Source organism: Nonomuraea sp. NPDC050202 (assembly GCF_040656115.1).
Classification (GTDB): domain Bacteria; phylum Actinomycetota; class Actinomycetes; order Streptosporangiales; family Streptosporangiaceae; genus Nonomuraea.
In genome coordinates, this window is record NZ_JBFALF010000022.1 from 96,279 (window position 1) to 114,127 (window position 17,849).

Consider the following 17,849-nt stretch of genomic DNA (forward strand, 5'->3'; position numbering starts at 1 on the left):
CCGCGCCGCGGGACGGGGTCACAGGTGCCGCCCCCACCAGTCGAGGATGGCCTCGAAACGGGCCACCCGATGGCTGGGCAGCCCCGAGCGGGACAGCTCGTGACCCTCTCCCTGGAACAGCAGCAGCTCCGTCTCCACCCCGCGCAGCCGGAGCTTGACGAACAGCCGCTGCGCCTGCTCCACCGGGCACCGCCAGTCGTGCTCCGAGTGGATGATCAGGAACGGCATCTCGATCTTGTCGGCGTGCGTGAGCGGGCTCTGCTCCACCCAGCGCGCCTGGTCCTCGCCGTACAGGTCACGGGTGAACGACCAGCCGATGTCGCTGCTGCCGTGGAAGCTGTCGATCGCGTTGAGCGCGCGCTCGCTGATCGCCGCCTTGAACCGCTCGCCGTGGTGCGCGGCCAGCCAGGTGGTCATGAAGCCGCCGTGCGAGCCGCCGAGCACGCCGGCGCGGGAGGCGTCCAGGCCGCCGGTGGCCAGGGCGGCGTCCAGCAGCGCCAGCAGGTCGATCGCCGACAGGCGGCCGACGTCGCCGATGATGTGCCGGCCGTGCGCCTGGCCGTAGCCGGACGAGCCGCGCGGGTTGCCCATGACGACCGCGTACCCGGCCGAGGCGTAGACCTGCGCCTCGTCGAAGACGTGCCAGCCGTACTGCGTGAAGGGGCCGCCGTGGATCATGAGGAGCACCGGGTGCGGGCCCTCGCCGGCGGGACGGACGATCCAGCCGTGCACGGGGTAGCCGTCGGGCGCCGTGCCGGTGACCTCCTCGATGGGCAGCACGTCGAGGTCGCGGCCGAAGGAGGTGAGGGTGGTCTCGCCGCCGTCGCGCAGGGCGACCAGCTCGCCCGGGGTGCGGGCGTCGGCGACGACCGCGACGGTGACACCGCCGGCGTGGGCGACGGCGTTGACCTCACGCCGGCCGCCGATCAGGACGTCCGGCTCCGTGCCCGCGTACGGCACCCGCAGCAGGTCCCTGGCGCCCCGGTTCTCCACGGTGACCAGCACGCCGTCGGCCGTGGGCGCGTAGGGGTCCTCGCAGACGTGGAAGCGCTCCTCGTCGGTGAGGCGGCGGGCCTCGCCGCCGGCGAGCGGCGCCAGCCAGAGCCCGAGGTTCCTGCAGACCAGGTGGCGGCGCTCGGGGCCGATGACGGTGCCGAGGAAGCACACGGCGTCGCCGTCCGGGGTGAAGCGCGGCGCGGCCACCGCCAGGTCGGTGGCGGTCACCCGGCGCAGGCCCGAGCCGTCGGGGGCGCTCACCCACACGTCGTTGGCGAGCGAGGCGTCGCGCTCGTCGTGACGGGCCGCCACGAACGCCAGCAGCGAGCCGTCCGGGCTCCAGGCCACCTCGCCGTGGTCGAAGTCGCCCTCGGTGACCTGGGCGGGCGCGGGCTCCTCGGCGAAGGGGTCGACGACGAAGACGTGCGCGCGCCGGTCGAGGACGAAGCCCACGTTGTCCCAGCGGTAATGGAAGCCGGTGATGCGGCGAGGGCGTTCCTTGTCCGGCTCGCCCTCGCCGTACCGGCCCTCCTCGGGCACGCGCGCGACGAAGGCCAGCCGCCGCGAGTCGGGGCTCCACACCGGCTCGCTGACGCCGAGCGGCTGGTCGGTCACCTTCCGTGGCTCGCCGCCGCCGGTGGGCATCACGTAGAGCTGCGGCTTGGCGCCGTCACCGCCGCGGACGAAGGCCAGCCAGGCGCCGTCGGGGGAGTACGCCGGCTCGGCGTCGCGCGGCCCCCGCGTCAGCCGGCGCGGCTCGGCCGAACCGTCGGTCGGGACCAGCCAGAGGCCGCCGCGGTACTCGTCGGCCTCGAGGTCGGGCCGCGTGACGGCGACGATCGCATGCTTCCCGTCGGGCGAGATCGTCGGCGCGCCGAGAGCATGCAAAAGGGAGATATCCGCAGGTTTCATGCGCACGACCCTAACCGCAGCGCTCCGGCGGCCATAGCGGCGCGGAGATCACATATTCCTGCACACCCCGCCTTTGGTTACAATTCGTGATGCTGCACACCTTCTGCGTGAAACAGCCGTAAGCTCCCAGAACGCGTCACGCGTTCCACGATCCGTGACGGCGGAGCAGCGAGCAGAGAGGTAGTTCAGCACGTGACCCAAGGCCCGTGGCCCCAGCAACCCCCCGCGACACCGGCGCCGGCAACCCCCGAGCCACTGCTGACCAGGGACTACGACGCGGACCCCGCGCAAGTGCACGAAAGACTGCGCAAGATCTACGGCCCCGTCGCGCCGGTCGATCTCCTCGGGGTGCCGGTCTGGTTCGTCATGGGGTACGAGGAGGTGCTCCGCGTCCTGCAGAACTCCGGAGGCGTGTGGAGCAAGCGCGTGGACAGGTGGAAGGCGCACGCCGAAGGCCGGATCCCGGCCGACTGGCCCCTGCTGCCCGTCTTCCAGGTCAACAACTCGACGTTCCAGGAAGGCGCCGCCCAGAACGCGCTGCGCCACGCCTGGACCAGCGCGCTGGCCCCCTTCCAGGACCACGGCCACCCCCAGGCGCAGCAGCTGGAGCAGGCCGTCGTGCGCTACGCCGACGACCTCATCGGCGTGCTGGCGGAGGGCGGCGCCACCGGGTGGGCCGACCTGGCCGCCCAGTACGCGCGGCCGCTCCCGCTCATGGTCGCCAACCGCATGCTCGGCTTCACCGCCGCCCGCGGCGAGGACGTCGTCATGGACATCTGGCGGATGATCGACGCCGGCCCGGAGGCGGCCGCGGCGTTCGAGCGGCTGTACGCCGCCATGACCGAGCTGGGCGCCGCCAAGCGCGCGGCCCCCGGCGACGACCTGCCGTCCTACCTGATCAAGGCCAAGCCCGACATCACCCTGGACGAGCTGGCCCGCGAGCTGCTCATGCTGCCCGGCCTGCTGGACTTCACCGCCAGCCTCGTCTGCAACGTGGTCGTCGAGGTCGCCGCCAACCCGGACGTGCGCGAGAGCCTGTCGGTGGGCGCCATCGACGAGACGTTGAACAGGGTCGCCCTGCTCAACCCGCCGATGGCCAACCTCACCTTCCGCTACGCGCTGACCGAGGTGAAGCTGGGCAACTACACCATCGCCCCCGGCGATCCCGTGATGCTCTCCGTCGCCGCCGCCCACCAGGATCCGCGCTTCGCCGGGGCGATCGACTGGCATGCCATCCGCACCACCCGCGCCCACCTGGCCTGGGGCGCGGGGCCGCACAACTGCCTCGGCCAGCTCCTGGCGACCCGGATCACCGCCATCGCCGTGCACCGGCTGTTCAAGCGGATGTCCAAGGTGAAGCTCGCGCTCCCGGCCGACCAGCTGCCCTGGCGGCCTTCGCCGTTCATGCGGGCGCTGCGGTCGCTGCCCGTCCAGTACGAGCTCGCCCAGGCCCCGCAACCCCGGAGGAGCGGCCCGGCCGCGGACGAGGCGCCCGCCCCGCAGCAGCCTCCGGCGGACGAGCCCGCCGGGAAGCAGGCCCGCTCACCGCTGTGGACCTTCCTGCGCGGGCTGCGCCGCCCACGATGACCCCCGCGGTCCTCCCGCGCCAGAACTGGATGCGGCCGGTACCCGCCGCCCGGCCTGCCGCCCCGACCGCCCGGCCTGCCGGTCGGGCTCAGGAGGAAGGGTGGCCGGCCGGGTGGAGGCGGACGCAGCAGTGTTCGGGGTCGGGCTCCAGGCGGGCGGTGACGTCCGTTGCGGCGAGGCCTTCGAGGAGGCCGGTGACGAGGCACAGGTTCATCCCGCAGACCAGCTCGGTGTGTTGCCGGGCCAGGCTGTGGAAGGGGCAGTTGACGAGGTCGACGGTGTCGCCGACGGCGCGGGGCTCGTACCCGAGGGACTCCAGGGCGAGCATGACCGCGTCGCGGGGGCAGGGCGCGGGGGCGGCGGAGCGCGCCTTCCTGCCGAGTTCGCCGCCCAGCTCGCGGGCGCGCCGGTCGAGCGCGGCGCGGGGCGGCTCTCCTGAGGCCTGCGCCGCCTGGCCGGGACCGGTGCGGCCGGTGCGACGCTGGTAGACGGCTTCGAGCAGCCCCTCGGCCCACCAGCTTGTCCAGGTGGAACGAGACGGTGTTGCGGGGCGCCTGCCCGGCGACCGCATCCTGGGGCTGTCGAAGCTCGCCCGGGTCGCCGAACTGTTCGCCCGCGATCTGCAGGTGCAGGAGCGGCTGACCAAGCAGGTGGCCGGCTGCAGGAATTCTTCGCGCTGGCCGGAGCCGGCTCCTGGCCCCCTCGTCCGTGGTCCTCCTGCCCGCGGGCCGGCCCGCCCACTCCTTCGACGGCCGTCGTACCATGGCGTGCCAGCCTTGATCCCGCGAGGAGGAGACCGCGTGGCCCGCCCGAAGACCACCCCGCGCACCGTGGACAACGCCTCCGTCGCCGAGGTCACCCTCCAGCAGTTCATGGAGGCGGTCGCCGACCCCGTCCGCCGCTCGGTGATCGCCCAGCTCGCCATCGCGGGCCACGATCTCAGCTGCGGCACCTTCGACCTGCCGGTCTCCCGCTCGACCGCCACCCACCACTTCAACGTGCTGCGCGAGGCCGGCATCATCCGCCAGCACTACCAGGGCACCACCAAGATGAACAGCCTGCGCCCGGACGACCTCGACACCCGCTTCCCCGGCCTGCTGCGGGCCGTCATCGACGCCTGCGTCCGGGAGAACGGCCAGGCCGCCGAGGCCCGCCAGGCAGGCGTCCGGCCGCGGTGAGGCGGCGTGGCGGCGGCCACCGGGGGCATGCGGGAAAGCGCTCGGTCATCACCTTCGACTGACAGGCGGTGGCCGGAAACAGGCGAACAATGGCAGAGCTTTCTCTTTTTCTGCTCCGTGAGGCATTCATATGATGTCAATTGCCGCACATGAAGTCGCGGCGAAACTCACGAGCAGCAAAGGAAGCTGATGAAACGGAAGGGTTTTTTCGCTCTCGCGGGCGGATTATTCGCCGCGATGCTGTCGCTGACCGCGCCCGCCGCCGCTGCTGATGCGTATCCGCCGGCCTATAACTACAAGACTCAGTATCTGGCGGCGTACCCCGTCGATTCGCTGCCCACCTCATGCGTGCAGCGCCGGATAGAGCTGGTCGCCGGCAACTATCAATGGACGCAGTACTTCAACAACTTCATGGCCATCGAGCGGCCGAACATGTACCTGGGTGCGGGCTGGTACACCTGGACCGACTGCCTCGACCCCAAGACCGACGAGTACTTCCATACCACCGCGCTGGATCCCGACAATCCCAACTGGGAGACGGCATACATTTCCGGCCCGTGGGCGCTGGACGAGCCGCGCACCGTTACCTGGGGGTCGAGCCTGGTTCCGCTCTTCTCCTCGTCCAAGGTGGCGGAGAAGGCGCCGGATGGCCTGACGGACTCGGCTCCGCAGGTCGAGCGGCGCGACCGGTAAAGTGTGACGACGGGGCCGCGCGATCGTGCAATCCTGCCATCGCGCGGCCCTTCTGTCGCAATCTCATTCTTGACGAAATTTCCTGCGATAAGTCCGCGGCGCGATGCCGTGGCGTTTCGTGAACTGCTGGCGGAAGACCGCGACGGTGTTGTAACCGACGCGGCGCGCGACTTCCTCGACGGACAGCTCCGTGGTCTCCAGGAGCTCGGTGGCCCGCTCCAGCCGCTGCGCCAACAGCCACGAGTAGGGCGTGGTCCCGGTGACGGCCTTGAACCGGCGGTTGAAGGTGCGCTCGCTCATCAGCGCCCGCCCCGCCAGTTCCCCGATCGACACCGGCCGGTCGAGGTTGGCCAGGAGCCAGTCGATGACGCCGGCGAGGGACCTCTCACCCTCGGCCGTGACGGGCCGGTCACGATACTGGGCCTGGTCGCCCTCCCGGTGCGGCGCCGCCACCATCTCGCGGGCGACGGCGTTGGCCACGGCGGCGCCGTGCTCGCGGCGCAGCAGGTGCATGCACACGTCGAGGCAGGACGCCCCGCCCGCTCCCGTGATGAGACGCCCCTCGTCGACGTAGAGTGCCCCCGGCACCACGCTCACCTGGGGGAAGCGGGCGGCGAAGCCGTCGATCAGGCTCCAGTGCGTGGTGGCGCGCCGCCCGTCCAGCAGCCGGGCGTCCGCCAGCAGGTAGGTCCCGGCGCTGAACGCGACGATGATCGCCTCCCGCCGGTAGGCGGCCCGCAGTGCCGCGGACACCGCCGGCGACGGCCGCGGGGCCGAGGCGCAGGAGGGCAGCACGATGATCAGGTCCGCCTCGGCCAGCGTGTCCAGACCATGTGTCACCCGCAACGGCAGGCCGAGATCGGTCCGCACCATTCCCGGCACTTCCGCGCACACCACGACCTCGAACTCCGGCAGCCCCGGTTGCGCGCAAGAGGCGAAGCCCCCGCTGATCCCGCCCAGTGCGATGGCGCTCACGCCGTCCATGGCGAGCGCCGCCACCGTACGGAACGGCGCTCTCGCACGACGACCCCGGCCACCACCGGCGTCCGGGGCCGACGGCCCCGGACGATCAGAATCCACCGGATGCGGCATGCGAAGCGGCTCAGAGCGTGAAGGGATTCTCACCGGAGGCCACCGCCGAGAAGATCGCGGAGCCGAACGTGCCGTACAGGTGCCGCTGCAACGCCGGCCCGAAGCTCACCCGCGCGACGCCGAGCGCCGCGAGCTCGGCCCGCGACAGCTTCCCGTTCCCGTAGGCGATGTTGACGGGACCGGGAACGCCCCCGGCCAGCGCCCGGATCACCGCGGGATCCCCGGCGCCGATCGGGTAGACGCAGTCCGCGCCGGCCGCGAGGTAGCGGGCACCGCGGTCCAGCGTCCCGGCGAGCTGCGCCTCCGGCGGCACGGGCCGGCGCAGGAACAGGTCCGTACGCGCGTTGATCACCAGGTCCACGCCCAGCGACACCGCCGCCTCGCGCACCGCGGACAGGAAGTCCGCCTGCTCGGCCGCGTCCACCAGGTCGCCGGTCGCCGGGTGCGAATCCTCCAGGTTCAGCCCCGCGGCCCCGGTCGCGGCGAACCGTTCGACCAGCTCGGCCGGCGCGAGCCCGTAGCCGCGCTCGAAGTCGACCGTCACCGGCACGCGCACCGCGCGGACGATCCGCGCGGCGGCGGCCAGCACCTCGCCGACCGGAGCCTGCTCACCGTCGTCGTAGCCGAGTACCGCGGCCGTGGCCGCGCTGCTCGTGGCCAGCGCCGGGAAGCCGGCCGCCTCGGCGATCCGGGCCGAGGCGGCGTCCCAGACGTTGGCCAGCACGAGCGGATCGCCGGGCACGTGCAGCTCGCGCAGGCCGGCCGCCATCCCCGGCAGCGCCGGGCGAGATATGTCACTCATGAACTTCCTCCCTTTCGCGGGTCATCGGTGGTGCCGCCACGGCGGCCGCTCGTCCGCCCGGCATGCCGAGCGCGACGAGCATGCCGAGGAACGCGAGCACGGTGACCGCGCCCATCCCCGCGGCGAAACCCGTACTGAACTCCTCGGGCGAGGCGTAGCCGCCCGTACTCGCGAAGACCGCGACCGCGACGGCGACGCCGAACACCCCGCCGAGGATCCGCAGTGTCATGAACGCGCCGGACGCCTGCCCGATCTCCTGCGGGCGCACCGCGCCGACCACCGCCTTCTGGGCGGCGGGCATGGCCATGGTCAGCCCGGCCGAGCCGACGATCAGCGCGGGCAGCAGTTCGAGGTAGCCCGTGCCGGGGCCGGCGACCAGGGCGATCCAGCCCATGCCGAGCGTCTGGAGCAGCAGGCCGCCCACCACGAACGCCCGCTCGCCCACCCTGTCGGCCAGCCGCCCGGCGATCGGCGCGCAGACCATCAGCGTCGCCGTCCACGGCATCAGCCGCAGGCCGGCGACGAGCGGCCCGTCACCGTGGACGGTCTGGAAGTACTGCGCGAGGAAGAACATCGTGCCGTACAGCGAGGCGAACACGAGGAAGTTCGCCGGGTTGGCCGTGGCGAACGCCCGGAGCCGGAAGAACCGCATCGGCAACATCGGCGCCTCGGCCCGCCGTTCCCAGAGCACGAACGCGACGACCAGCGCGACGCCGAGCAGCAGCGCCCCCAGCACCTCCGCGCTGCCCCAGCCCGCCGCGTTCCCGCGCACCAGGGCCCAGACGACGCCGAACGCGCCCGAGCTCACCAGCACCACCCCGCCCAGGTCGAACCGCCCGCCGGAGCCGCGGCTCTCGTCCACGCGCAGCGCCGTGAGCAGGATCGCGACCAGGCCGATCGGCAGGTTCACCCAGAAGATCCACTGCCAGGCCAGCCCTTCGGCGATGACGCCACCGACGAACGGCCCGCTGAACGTCGCCAGCCCCGTGATGCCCAGGTACAGCCCCATCGCCCTGCCCCGCTCCTGCGGCGGGAACAGCGTGCTGACCAGGGTGAGCGACAGCGGCAGCACCATCGCGGCGCCGGCGCCCTGCAACGCCCTGGACACGATCAGCGCGCCGATGCCGGGGGACAGCGCGCAGGCCGCCGAGGCGAGGGTGAACACCGCCAGCCCGGCCGCGAACATGCGGCGGCGGCCGTACCTGTCACCCAGCGCCGCACCGGTCGGCAGCAGGACCGCGAGCGCCAGGCTGTAGGCGTTGACCACCCACTCGAGTGCCTCGATCGAGGCTGTCAGGTCCTGCCGGATGGTGCTCAGCGCCGTCGTCACGACCAGGCTGTCCAGCGCCATCATGAACGACGCCAGCGAGGCGAGCCCCAACCCCCATGCCTGCTTGGATCGCATCTCTCAGCGCTCGCCCGACGGGAGGCCGCGCAGCGACCGGGGCAGGCCGAACATCGGCAGGAACGAGTTGTCGTGGAAGCGCGTCAGCGCGCAGATGCGGTCCCCGGCCAGGGTCAGGACGAGCAGGCCGTACGCGTGCAGGACCGGGGTGCGCGGGTCGCGCAGGTAGCAGCCGAACGCCGGCTGGCCGTTCGCCCGGGTCGGGACCAGCACGTAGCGCCGGCAGCCGCGCACCGCGACCGTGGACAGGAAGTGCCCGATGGCATCCGGGCCCTGGTACTCCAGCGGCATCGGCGGCATCGTCAGCCACGCGTCGTCCGTCAGCATGGCGACGATGGCGGCCACGTCGCCGGCCTGGAGCGCGCGGCTGAACTCGTCCACGATCCGGCGTTCCTGCGGCGAGTCCGGCAGCGGGCCGCTCTCCCGGCCGCCGGGCAAGTCGCGCGCCAGCGCGGCCCGCGCTCGCTTGAGCGCCATCGTCACCGCGTTCTCGGACGTGTCGAGCATGCCCGCCACCTCGGCGGCGCGGAATCCCAGCACGTCCCGCAGCACCAGGACGGCCCGCTGCCTCGGCGGCAGCTGCTGCAGCGCCGCCAGGGACGCCAGCGACACCGACTCCCTGACCTCGTACCTGGCCTCCGGCCCCGGCAACTGGTCGGCGATCTCGCCGAGCAGCACGTCCGGGTACGGCTCCAGCCAGCTCGGCTCCTCCCTGCGGCGCGACGGCTCGGGCATCGGTACCTCCGTCCGGTAGGCCGCCGGATCCCGCGGGCGGCGCCCGGCGGCCCGCAGAGCGTTGAGGCAGCGGTTGGTCGCGATCCGGTAGAGCCACGTCCGCAGCGACGCGCGCTCCTGGTAGTCGCCGATGCCGCGCCACGCGGCCAGCAGCGTCTCCTGCAGCAGGTCCTCGGCGTCCTGCACCGAGCCGAGGATGCGGTAACAGTGCACCTGAAGCTCGCGCCGGTACGGCTCGATCAGCCTGCGGAACGCCTCGCCGTCTCCGCTGCGCGCCGCTTCCAGCAGCTCCGCAACGGCATCGGGGACCCCGGTCGGCGGGATCTCTCGCATCGTGACTCCTGGTGTCTCGTCATCCTGTCTTCACATGGATGGACACCAGCGGCCGCGGAAAGCGGTCGGCCGTCGCGCGATTTTTCCGGCCTCCGCTCGTGGCCGGGAACCTCAGGCCAGCGCGGGGATCTCGATCCGGGTGTTGTCGGTGCGGGCCACCAGGCAGGGGAGCACCACACCGCCCCGCTCCAGGCGTTCGCCCATGGACGAGGTGAGCCGGGCCGTGCGCTCGATCTCGTACGGGCTGCCGGCCTGGGGAGTGACGCGCAGCCGCAGCAGCCAGATGTAGCGCCCGTTGAGCTTGTTGGACGTCTCCTCGGCCCCCAGGACCGCCGCGTCGCACGGCATCGCCGCCGCGCGCTCCTGCTCCGTGAACGTCCGCAGCGCGGCGGACTCCAGGCTCGCGAACGAGATGGAGCCCATGGTGAGGATCCCCGCGCCCAGGAACAGGAACGTCGCGCTGATGTACGCCCCGGCCCGGGTCTCCGGCTTGCGCCTCAACCTGAGGAACAACACCACACCCACGACCACCGCGATCACGGCCGTGGTTCCGAAGACAGTCGATGCCATCCTGCTACCTCACGCTGAGAGGCGGGCCTGGTGGGCCGGCCTGATCCGTTCCGATGCGGCCAGTCGATCAGGTGCCGCTTGCACGGCGACTGCAACCCGCATGATCGTGCCGTGGTTCCGGCGGCCGGCCCCTGATAACGGTCCGGTGAAGATCGGTGGTGAGGGCGGGCTGGGAGCGGTGGCGGTTCGTCGGGATCGTCCGGGTTCGGCACAATGGCTGGCGTGCGAGTCGGATTGCTAGGACCGTTCGAGGTCAGAGGCCGTGATGGGGCCGTGGTGGAGGTTCCTGGGATTCGGCTGCGCGGGTTGCTCGCCGCGCTCGCCCTGGAGCCCGGGCGGATCGTCACGCGGGCGAGGCTGGTGGACTGGATCTGGGGGGAGCAGCCGCCCTCGGACGAGGTGAACGCCCTGCAGGCGTTGGTGTCCAGGCTGCGCAGGGTGCTGCCGGACGGCGTGATCGAGGCGGACGCGGGCGGGTACCGGCTGGCGGTCGCTCCTGAAGCCGTGGACGTGTGGCGGTTCGAGCAGCTGGTCGGCAAGGCGCGGGCGGCGGCGGAGCCCGCGGAGCGCGCGGAGCTGCTGCGTTCGGCGTTGGCGTTGTGGCGTGGTTCGGCGATGGCCGACATCGCGCTGCGTGACAGCGAGCTGTTCGACGCGGCGGTCGCGCGGCTGGACGAGCTGCACGTGGCCGCGCTCGGGGACCGGGTGGACGCCGACATCCGGCTCGGCCGCGGCTCCGAGCTGGTCTCTGAGCTGACCGAGCTGGTCGCCACGTATCCGCTGCGGGAGGGGTTCGTGGCGGCGCTGATGCGGGCGCTGGCCGAGGCGGGCCGCGGGACCGAGGCGTTGACCGTGTTCCAGCGGACGCGGGAGCTGCTGGCCGAGGAGCTGGGCGCCGATCCGTCGGCGGAGCTGTCGGCGCTGCACACGGCGTTGCTGCGGGGCGAGCTGGGCGAGCGGGCGGAGAACCGCCGGACGAACCTGCGCGCCGAGCTGACGAGCTTCGTCGGCAAGGACGATGACGTCGCCACGGTGGCCGGGCTGGCCGTCAAGCATCGGCTGGTCACGCTCACGGGGCCGGGCGGCTCCGGCAAGACGCGGCTGGCCACCGAGACCGCGCGCAGGATGCTGGCCGAGCTGCCGGACGGCGCGTGGCTGGTCGAGCTGGCGTCGGTACGGGCGGGTGGCGAGCTGGCGCAGGCCACGCTCACCGTGATCGGCCTGCGGGACCAGGCCGTGCTGGGCGGCGCGCGGGGCGGGGAGCCGATGGATCGGCTCATCGCCGCGATCCGGGAGCGGACGATCCTGCTGATCCTCGACAACTGCGAGCACGTGATCGAGGAGGCCGCGGAGTTCGCGGATCGGCTGCTGGGGGAGTGCCGGAGGTTGCGGATCCTGGCGACGAGCAGGGAGCCGCTGGGCATCACGGGGGAGGTGCTGTGGCAGGTCGAGCCGCTCGCGCTGCCCGCGCAGGGCGCCGGCGCCGACGAGGTCCGGTCCTCTCCCGCGGTGCGGTTGTTGCGGGACCGCGCCGCCCTGGTGCGCAAGGACATCGGCTCCGACACGCCGACCCTGGCGGTCATGGCCGGGATCTGCCGGGCGCTGGACGGGATCCCGCTGGCGATCGAGCTGGCCGCGGCGCGGCTGCGGACGATGTCCGTCGATCAGCTGGCACGCCGGCTCGACGACCGGTTCCGGCTGTTGACCAGCGGCAGCCGTACGGCGCTCGCCCGGCACAAGACGCTGCGCGCGGTCGTGGACTGGAGCTGGGATCTGCTGAGCGAGACCGAGCGCGGCGTGCTGCGGCGGCTGTCGGTGTTCTCCGGCGGGGCGAGCCTGGAGGCGGCCGAGCGGGTGTGCGGCGGCGAGACGTTCGCGGGGGAGCACGTGCTCGACGTGCTGACCGCGTTGATCGAGAAGTCGCTGCTGGTCGCCGACGGCGATGACCTGCCGCGTTACCGGATGCTCGACACCATCAGGGAGTACGCGGCGCACCGGCTCGCCGAAGCCGGGGAGAGCGAGCTGGTACGGCGGGCGCATCTGGCCTACTTCGTCGAGCTGGCCGAGGCGGCCGATCCGCACCTGCGGCGGGCCGAGCAGATGGAGTGGCTGGCCACGCTCCAGGCCGAGCACGACAACCTGAGCGCGGCCATGCGCGGGGCGATCGCCGAGGGCTGGGCCGAGGAGGCGATGCGGCTGGTCGGGGCGACAGGCTGGTACTGGTTCCTCAGCGGGCACCGGGCCGAGGGCACCGAACTGGGCATCGCGGCGGCGTCGCTGCCGGGTGAGGTGCCCGACGAGGTGCGGGCGCTGGCATACACGATCCTGGCGGTGTTCGTCTCCTCGGGGCCCGGCGGCGATCAGTTCCAGGCGCGCGAGTGGATCGAGAAGGCGCACCGGTTCGCCAGGCCGGAGCATCGCAGTCCGATGGTCGGCTTCGTCGCGCCGCTGGAGCGGCTGCTGGAGAACCCCGCGGAGGTCATGCCCGCGTTCGAGCCGCTCATCGCCGACGACGATCCGTGGGTGCGCGCGCAGGCCAGGCTCAGCCGTGCCAGGTTCCGGCTCACGCTGGAACGCGACGAGACCGACGTGGACACCGACCTCGAGATCGGCCTGGCAGAGTTCCGCGCGCTGGGCGACCGCTGGGGGATCTCGCTGGCGCTGACGTTCCGGGCCGACCGGCTCGCTCTGCGCGGCGAGTTCGCGCGCGCGTGCGAGCACTACGAGGAGGCGGCCGTGGCGCTGGCCGAGGTAGGCGCGGGCGAGGACGTGGTCGGGCTGCGGACGCGGCAGGCGCAGCTCCACTGGCTGGCCGGCGACGAGCGGTCCAGCGCGTCGGCCATGGCGGAGGCCCAGCGGTGCGCGGACGGGATCACCTGGCCGGGGACGCTCGCCGGGCTGGCGCTGGCGAAGGCGCAGCTGGCCCGCTGGCGCGGCGAGCCGGACGAGGCGCGCGAACACCTGGCCACGGTGCGGGCGGTGCTGGGCGGCGCGGACGTGGGCGACGCCGTCCACGCCCAGGCCCTGGACCTCCAGGGTTACCTCGCCGAGGATCTGGAGGAGGCGCGGGGGCATCGGGCCGAGGCGTTCCACATGGTCGTGGAGCAGCCGTATCCGCCGATGGTGGCCGAGATACTGGTCGGGATCGCGGATCTCGCGCTGCGGCAGGGGCAGGACGAGCAGGCCGTGCGCCTGCTCGCGGCGAGCGAGGCCGTGCGCGGCACGCCGGACCGTTCGCTGCCGGACGTTGCCCGGATCACGGCGGACACGCGCGACCGCCTCGGTGAGGAGGCGTTCACCGAGGCGGTTCGTGAGGGCCGGCAGCGGGAGTGGCGTGAGCTGGCGGAGATCACGCTCGCTCCGTGAACGACGCGCGCGCCCGCCGATGGCTGATCGGACCGGCGACAGCCCGGCGGCGCCCGCGGGCGGGGGCCGTCAGCGGGCGGGGGTGACGAACTCGGGCTGGTCGAGCACGCGCAGCCAGCTTCCGTCCGGCTGGCGGCGCACGACCTGGGCCCGGGCGCCGGCCCCGTCCCTGGGCGGGGTGGAGGTGAGGGCGAGCTCCCCGCTGATGAGCGTCGGCAGCGGCTGCTCCGGCTCGAAACGCGGCCGGCCGGCCAGCACCTTCTCCCACAGCTCCTGGATGGCCGCGCGGCCGGTGGTCCGGCTGCCCGGCGGGTAGGCGATCACCGCCTCCTCCTCGTACAGCGCGGCGACCCCGGCCGCGTCGCCGGCGTTGGAACGCTCGACGAACAGCCGGGTGATGTCCTCCGGCCGCATGGCCTTCTCGTACTCGGTCATGGAGTTCTCTCCTCTTCGTGTCTCGGTCCCTCCAGCCTGCCGCGCTCCGATCTAGAAGTCCAACAGCTAGTTCCGATGACATCTAGAATTGCAAGTTATGGAACTGAGGCAGCTCGAATACTTCGTGGCGGTCGCCGAGGAGCAGAGCTTCACCCGGGCCGCCGAGCGGGTGCACATCAGCCAGTCCGGCGTCAGCGCCCAGATCCGCCAGCTCGAACGCGAGCTCGGCGCCGAGCTGTTCGACCGTTCGGCCCGCGCGGCCACCCTCACCGTCGCCGGCAAGGCGGCGCTCGAGCACGCCCGCGCGGCGCTGGCCGCCGCCGGGGCGGTCGGCCAGGCGGTGGGAGAGGTCACCGGCCTGATCAGAGGGCGGCTGACCATCGGCATGGTGATCGGCTGCACGGTCACGCCGCTGTTCGAGGCGCTGGCCGCCTTCCACGCGGCGCATCCCGGTGTCGAGCTCTCGCTGCTGGAGGACAACTCCGACCGGCTCGCGGCCGCCGTCCGCGACGGCGCCGTCGACCTGGCGCTCATCGGCACCACCACCGCCACGCTCGACGGGCTGGAGGCGCTGACGATCATCGAGGAACGGCTCGTCGCCGCGGTCCCGCCCGGCCATCCGCTGGCGCGGGGCGGCCGGGCGGTCACCCTGCGCGAGCTGTGCGAGCACGCGATCGTGTGCATGCCGCCGGGCACCGGCCTGCGCACCCTGTTCGACCAGGCGTGCGCCGCGCAGGGCCTGCGGCCGGTCGTCTCCCTGGCGGCCAGCGCCGCCGACGCCATCGCCGACCTGGCCGTACGCGGGCTCGGGGTGGCGGTGCTGAGCGAGTCGATGGCCGCGCACTACCGCGACCGGCTCACCGGCCTGCTCATCGACGACGTGGCGGCGCCCGCCCTGCTCGCCCTGGTCTGGCGGCGATCGAACAGCCCGGCGGTACGCGAGATGCTGCGTTGCGGCCGCCGTGCGTTCTTCGGGGGAGACGACGCCGCCCCGCGTTGAGAGCCGGTCAGCCGTTCCCTCGGCTCGAAGGGCGCCGCCGCGATCGGCACGGTGACGAACATCAGTAAAGGGACCGCGCCATATGCCGTTAAAGTGCAGTATGTTGCGGTTCGTGGCATCAGGACCCCGATGTTCTGATCTCTGTGGCGGCACCCCACCCCTTAGGAACCCTTCATGAGCAGCCATGACGTCCAGCTGATGCGGCAGGCGGTGTTGCGCTTCCTCGGCTCGCTCGACACCGAGCGGAGAGCCGCGGCGACGGCGGCGTTCGGCTCGCCCGAGCGCACCGAGTGGTTCTATCTGCCCGGGCCGCGTCCGGGGCTGCCGCTGGTCGAGATGACCTCGAAGCAGCAGGAGCTGGCGCTCGCCCTGCTCGACATCGGCTGCGGTCTCGCCGGGTCGCGCGTCGCGAGAGGCGTCATCGAGCTGGAGCGGGTCCGGCGCCACCTGGTGACCGGTGTCGACGAGATCGACGGTGACCGCTACTGGTTCCGGGTGTTCGGCGAGCCGGGAGGGTCGCAGCCATGGGCGTGGCGGGTCAACGGCCACCACCTCGCGGTGCACATCACGGTCGTCGGCGACTCCATCGCCGTCACGCCGAGCTTCCTGGGCGCCGAACCGGCCATGGTGCTGTCCGGGCCACAGCGGGGCCTGCGGCTGCTGGCCGAGGAGGAGGACATGGGCCGGGCGCTGCTCGCCGACCTCGCCCCGCACCAGCGGTCTACCGCGATCACGAGCGAGGTGGCCCCCGACGACATCCTCACCCGCAACGATCCCGTCGCCGACCCCGACCGGATTCCCTGCGGACTGTCCTACGCCGACATGTCGACCACGTCGAAGGACCTGCTGGAGCGGCTGGTCCGCCGCTACTTCGACCGCGCCCCCGGCTGGTACGGCGAGACCTGCTGGCGGCACGCGCTCGATGCCGGCCTCGACAAGGTGACATTCGCGTGGATGGGGTCCGACCAGCGAGGACAGGGCCACTACTACTGCGTCGCCGGGCCCACGTTCCTGCTGGAGTACGACAACACGCAGGACGAGGCCAACCACATCCACTCCGTCTGGCGCGATCTGCGTAACGACTGGGGCGTGGACCTGCTCGCGCGGCACTACGCCGACCAGCACTGATCATCCGGGCCGGCCGGGCCGGTCCACCTCGCGCCCGGCGTGTCCTTCGGCCGGGCCGGTCCACCTCGCGCCCGGCGTGTCCGGGCGGGCCCAGGCAGCCCGTACGCCGATCCCGCCCCCGACCCCGCCCCGCCTGTGGCGGTGAGGGCGGCGGGCGGTCAGCGGGCTCCGGCGGTGCGCAGGAGGGCGGCCACCTCGCCCTGGCCCTTGGCGAGCGCGTGGGCGAGCGGCGTCACCCCGTCGCGGTCGGCGAGGTTCACGTCGGCGCCCGCGGCGATCAGCAGGCGCACGATCTCCTGGTACGGCTTACCGCCGTCGCCGAGGATGACGGCCTCCAGCAGGCCGGTCCAGCGGAGGTCGTTGACGTGGTTCACGTCGATCCCGGTCTTCAGCACCTCGCGGACGTAGTCGACGTGCCCCCGCTCGCAGGCCGGGATGAGGGAGACGCCTCCGTACCGGTTGCGCACGGTCAGGTCGGGACCGGCCGGCAGGAGCGTGCGCAGCATCGCGACGCTGCCGGTGACACCGGTGACGAGCCAGGGCGTGTCCTGGCGGGCGTCCTGCGCGTCGGGGTCGGCACCGGCCTCCACCAGCACCTCGGCCACCTCGACGTGGTCGGCCGCTGCGGCGAGCAGCAGCGCCGTGCGGCGCCGGCCGTCGCGGGCCTCGATGTCCGCCCCGGACCGCAGCGCGTTCCGGACCGCGGCGGCATCCCCTCGTGCCGCGGCTGCCAGCAGTTCCTCGTCGAGCACAGTTCCTCCCTTGGTCTCGCGGCGGCCGCATGCGGCGAGCACCGAACCGAGCACCGAACCGAGCAGGGAGGTCAGGACGATCCTGCGCCCCGGCCTGCCCGGCCCCGCCTGTCTCGGCCCTGCCGCTCTCAACGCCGCCCTTCCGAACCCGGCCCTTTCAAGCCCGGCCCTTTCAAGCCCGGCCCTTTCAAGCGCGGTACTCCCGTCGATCTCGGGCCCTTCATCGCAGCCGGTCCGCGACCGCCTTGAGACCGGCGCGGGCGATGGCCTCGTCGAGGTCGCCGCTCGGCGCCCCGCCGACGCCGACGCCCGCCACGGGCGCGCCGCCGGAGGTGACGGGGACTCCGCCGCCGAGGAAGAGCGTACCGGGGATGTCGGCGATGGTCGGGCCGCCACCGTTCAGCCCCTTGGCGAGCTCGCTGGTCGCCCGGCCGAAGGAGACGGCCGTGAACGCCTTGCGCCTGGCCGACTCCTCGGTCTGCGGGCCGGCGCCGTCGCCCTTCACCACCAGCCGGGTCGCGCCCGAACGGTCGACGATCACCACGGTGACGCGCTGCTTCTGCCTGGCGGCCTCCTGCATCGCCGCCTCGGCGATCTCCAGGGCGGCGCCGGCCGACAGTACCTCGGTCTGGACGACCGCCTGGGCCGCGCGCGAGTCCCGTACCGACGTGGCAGGGGTGGGAGAGGACGCCTCGGCGGCGGTGCGGCCGAGAGGTGAGGACGCCTCTGCGGCGGTGGGGCCGAGGGCCGCGCCCAGGAGGGCGAGGCCCGCGAGCGGGCCGGCGGCGATCAGGCGGATGCGGCGGGAACCGGTCATCGTCTCTTCCGTTTCGTCAGGTTTCGCATGGGGTGTTCAAGCAGGTCA

16 protein-coding genes are annotated in these 17,849 nt (G+C 72.8%); 6 read left to right on the forward strand and 10 right to left on the reverse strand.

Annotated elements, in window-relative coordinates; all coding sequences use genetic code 11:
* Positions 1 to 18: 18 nt before the first annotated feature.
* Positions 19 to 1,908 carry a S9 family peptidase gene (locus tag AB0I79_RS41200; protein ID WP_357885393.1) on the reverse strand — a complete coding sequence of 630 codons (1,890 nt, stop codon included), beginning with the start codon at positions 1,906 to 1,908 and terminating at the stop codon, positions 19 to 21.
* A gap of 291 nt (positions 1,909 to 2,199) precedes the next feature.
* Between AB0I79_RS41200 and AB0I79_RS41205 the strand changes: the two genes are divergently transcribed.
* On the forward strand, positions 2,200 to 3,495 hold the full coding sequence (locus tag AB0I79_RS41205; RefSeq protein ID WP_357885395.1) for a cytochrome P450: 1,296 nt from the start codon (positions 2,200 to 2,202) through the stop codon (positions 3,493 to 3,495).
* A gap of 88 nt (positions 3,496 to 3,583) precedes the next feature.
* Here AB0I79_RS41205 and AB0I79_RS41210 read toward each other — a convergent pair whose 3' ends face one another.
* On the reverse strand, positions 3,584 to 4,066 hold the full coding sequence (locus tag AB0I79_RS41210) for a hypothetical protein (RefSeq protein ID WP_357885397.1): 483 nt from the start codon (positions 4,064 to 4,066) through the stop codon (positions 3,584 to 3,586).
* A gap of 229 nt (positions 4,067 to 4,295) precedes the next feature.
* Between AB0I79_RS41210 and AB0I79_RS41215 the strand changes: the two genes are divergently transcribed.
* Positions 4,296 to 4,673, forward strand: coding sequence for a helix-turn-helix domain-containing protein (locus tag AB0I79_RS41215; protein WP_357885567.1), 378 nt, complete (start codon positions 4,296 to 4,298; stop codon positions 4,671 to 4,673).
* 189 nt (positions 4,674 to 4,862) lie between these two features.
* Entirely contained in the window at positions 4,863 to 5,366 is a 504-nt protein-coding gene (locus AB0I79_RS41220) for a hypothetical protein (protein WP_357885399.1), read from the forward strand.
* 63 nt (positions 5,367 to 5,429) lie between these two features.
* Here AB0I79_RS41220 and AB0I79_RS41225 read toward each other — a convergent pair whose 3' ends face one another.
* The 5 genes from AB0I79_RS41225 to AB0I79_RS41245 form a co-directional block, all read right to left on the reverse strand.
* Complete coding sequence (locus tag AB0I79_RS41225) at positions 5,430 to 6,341, reverse strand: helix-turn-helix domain-containing protein (protein ID WP_357885401.1); 912 nt, start codon at positions 6,339 to 6,341, stop codon at positions 5,430 to 5,432.
* A gap of 127 nt (positions 6,342 to 6,468) precedes the next feature.
* Entirely contained in the window at positions 6,469 to 7,260 is a 792-nt protein-coding gene (locus tag AB0I79_RS41230; protein ID WP_357885403.1) for an isocitrate lyase/phosphoenolpyruvate mutase family protein, read from the reverse strand.
* Entirely contained in the window at positions 7,253 to 8,665 is a 1,413-nt protein-coding gene (locus AB0I79_RS41235) for an MFS transporter (RefSeq protein ID WP_357885405.1), read from the reverse strand. Before AB0I79_RS41235 ends, AB0I79_RS41230 begins: the two co-directional genes overlap by 8 nt.
* 3 nt (positions 8,666 to 8,668) lie before the next feature.
* A complete protein-coding gene (locus tag AB0I79_RS41240; protein ID WP_357885407.1) occupies positions 8,669 to 9,733 on the reverse strand; it encodes a sigma-70 family RNA polymerase sigma factor in 1,065 nt (354 codons plus the stop codon).
* Between the two features lie 111 nt (positions 9,734 to 9,844).
* Positions 9,845 to 10,303, reverse strand: coding sequence for a hypothetical protein (locus tag AB0I79_RS41245; RefSeq protein ID WP_357885409.1), 459 nt, complete (start codon positions 10,301 to 10,303; stop codon positions 9,845 to 9,847).
* Positions 10,304 to 10,516: 213 nt separating this feature from the next.
* On the opposite strand from AB0I79_RS41245, the gene AB0I79_RS41250 reads away from it, so the two are divergent.
* Positions 10,517 to 13,669, forward strand: a complete 3,153-nt coding sequence (locus tag AB0I79_RS41250) for a BTAD domain-containing putative transcriptional regulator (protein ID WP_357885411.1) — start codon at positions 10,517 to 10,519, stop codon at positions 13,667 to 13,669.
* Positions 13,670 to 13,738: 69 nt separating this feature from the next.
* Here AB0I79_RS41250 and AB0I79_RS41255 read toward each other — a convergent pair whose 3' ends face one another.
* Complete coding sequence (locus tag AB0I79_RS41255) at positions 13,739 to 14,104, reverse strand: nuclear transport factor 2 family protein (protein WP_357885413.1); 366 nt, start codon at positions 14,102 to 14,104, stop codon at positions 13,739 to 13,741.
* Between the two features lie 97 nt (positions 14,105 to 14,201).
* Here AB0I79_RS41255 and AB0I79_RS41260 point away from each other — a divergent pair, with 97 nt between their 5' ends.
* Positions 14,202 to 15,104, forward strand: a complete 903-nt coding sequence (locus AB0I79_RS41260) for a LysR substrate-binding domain-containing protein (protein ID WP_357885415.1) — start codon at positions 14,202 to 14,204, stop codon at positions 15,102 to 15,104.
* Between the two features lie 174 nt (positions 15,105 to 15,278).
* Complete coding sequence (locus AB0I79_RS41265; RefSeq protein WP_357885417.1) at positions 15,279 to 16,232, forward strand: DUF3500 domain-containing protein; 954 nt, start codon at positions 15,279 to 15,281, stop codon at positions 16,230 to 16,232.
* A 158-nt stretch (positions 16,233 to 16,390) separates the two neighbouring features.
* Here AB0I79_RS41265 and AB0I79_RS41270 read toward each other — a convergent pair whose 3' ends face one another.
* Entirely contained in the window at positions 16,391 to 17,116 is a 726-nt protein-coding gene (locus tag AB0I79_RS41270) for an ankyrin repeat domain-containing protein (protein WP_357885419.1), read from the reverse strand.
* Positions 17,117 to 17,204: 88 nt separating this feature from the next.
* Complete coding sequence (locus tag AB0I79_RS41275; protein WP_357885421.1) at positions 17,205 to 17,801, reverse strand: heme-binding protein; 597 nt, start codon at positions 17,799 to 17,801, stop codon at positions 17,205 to 17,207.
* Positions 17,802 to 17,849: the final 48 nt, after the last annotated feature.

Excerpts from the sequence above, each read along its gene's own strand:
- AB0I79_RS41200 (WP_357885393.1), bottom strand. The coding sequence starts at position 1,908 with ATGAAACCTGCGGATATCTCCCTTTTGCATGCTCTCGGCGCGCCGACG.
- AB0I79_RS41210 (WP_357885397.1), bottom strand. The coding sequence starts at position 4,066 with ATGCGGTCGCCGGGCAGGCGCCCCGCAACACCGTCTCGTTCCACCTGG.
- AB0I79_RS41220 (WP_357885399.1), top strand. The coding sequence starts at position 4,863 with ATGAAACGGAAGGGTTTTTTCGCTCTCGCGGGCGGATTATTCGCCGCG.
- AB0I79_RS41230 (WP_357885403.1), bottom strand. The coding sequence starts at position 7,260 with ATGAGTGACATATCTCGCCCGGCGCTGCCGGGGATGGCGGCCGGCCTG.
- AB0I79_RS41235 (WP_357885405.1), bottom strand. The coding sequence starts at position 8,665 with ATGCGATCCAAGCAGGCATGGGGGTTGGGGCTCGCCTCGCTGGCGTCG.
- AB0I79_RS41240 (WP_357885407.1), bottom strand. The coding sequence starts at position 9,733 with ATGCGAGAGATCCCGCCGACCGGGGTCCCCGATGCCGTTGCGGAGCTG.
- AB0I79_RS41245 (WP_357885409.1), bottom strand. The coding sequence starts at position 10,303 with ATGGCATCGACTGTCTTCGGAACCACGGCCGTGATCGCGGTGGTCGTG.
- AB0I79_RS41250 (WP_357885411.1), top strand. The coding sequence starts at position 10,517 with ATGGCTGGCGTGCGAGTCGGATTGCTAGGACCGTTCGAGGTCAGAGGC.
- AB0I79_RS41255 (WP_357885413.1), bottom strand. The coding sequence starts at position 14,104 with ATGACCGAGTACGAGAAGGCCATGCGGCCGGAGGACATCACCCGGCTG.
- AB0I79_RS41260 (WP_357885415.1), top strand. The coding sequence starts at position 14,202 with ATGGAACTGAGGCAGCTCGAATACTTCGTGGCGGTCGCCGAGGAGCAG.
- AB0I79_RS41265 (WP_357885417.1), top strand. The coding sequence starts at position 15,279 with ATGAGCAGCCATGACGTCCAGCTGATGCGGCAGGCGGTGTTGCGCTTC.
- AB0I79_RS41275 (WP_357885421.1), bottom strand. The coding sequence starts at position 17,801 with ATGACCGGTTCCCGCCGCATCCGCCTGATCGCCGCCGGCCCGCTCGCG.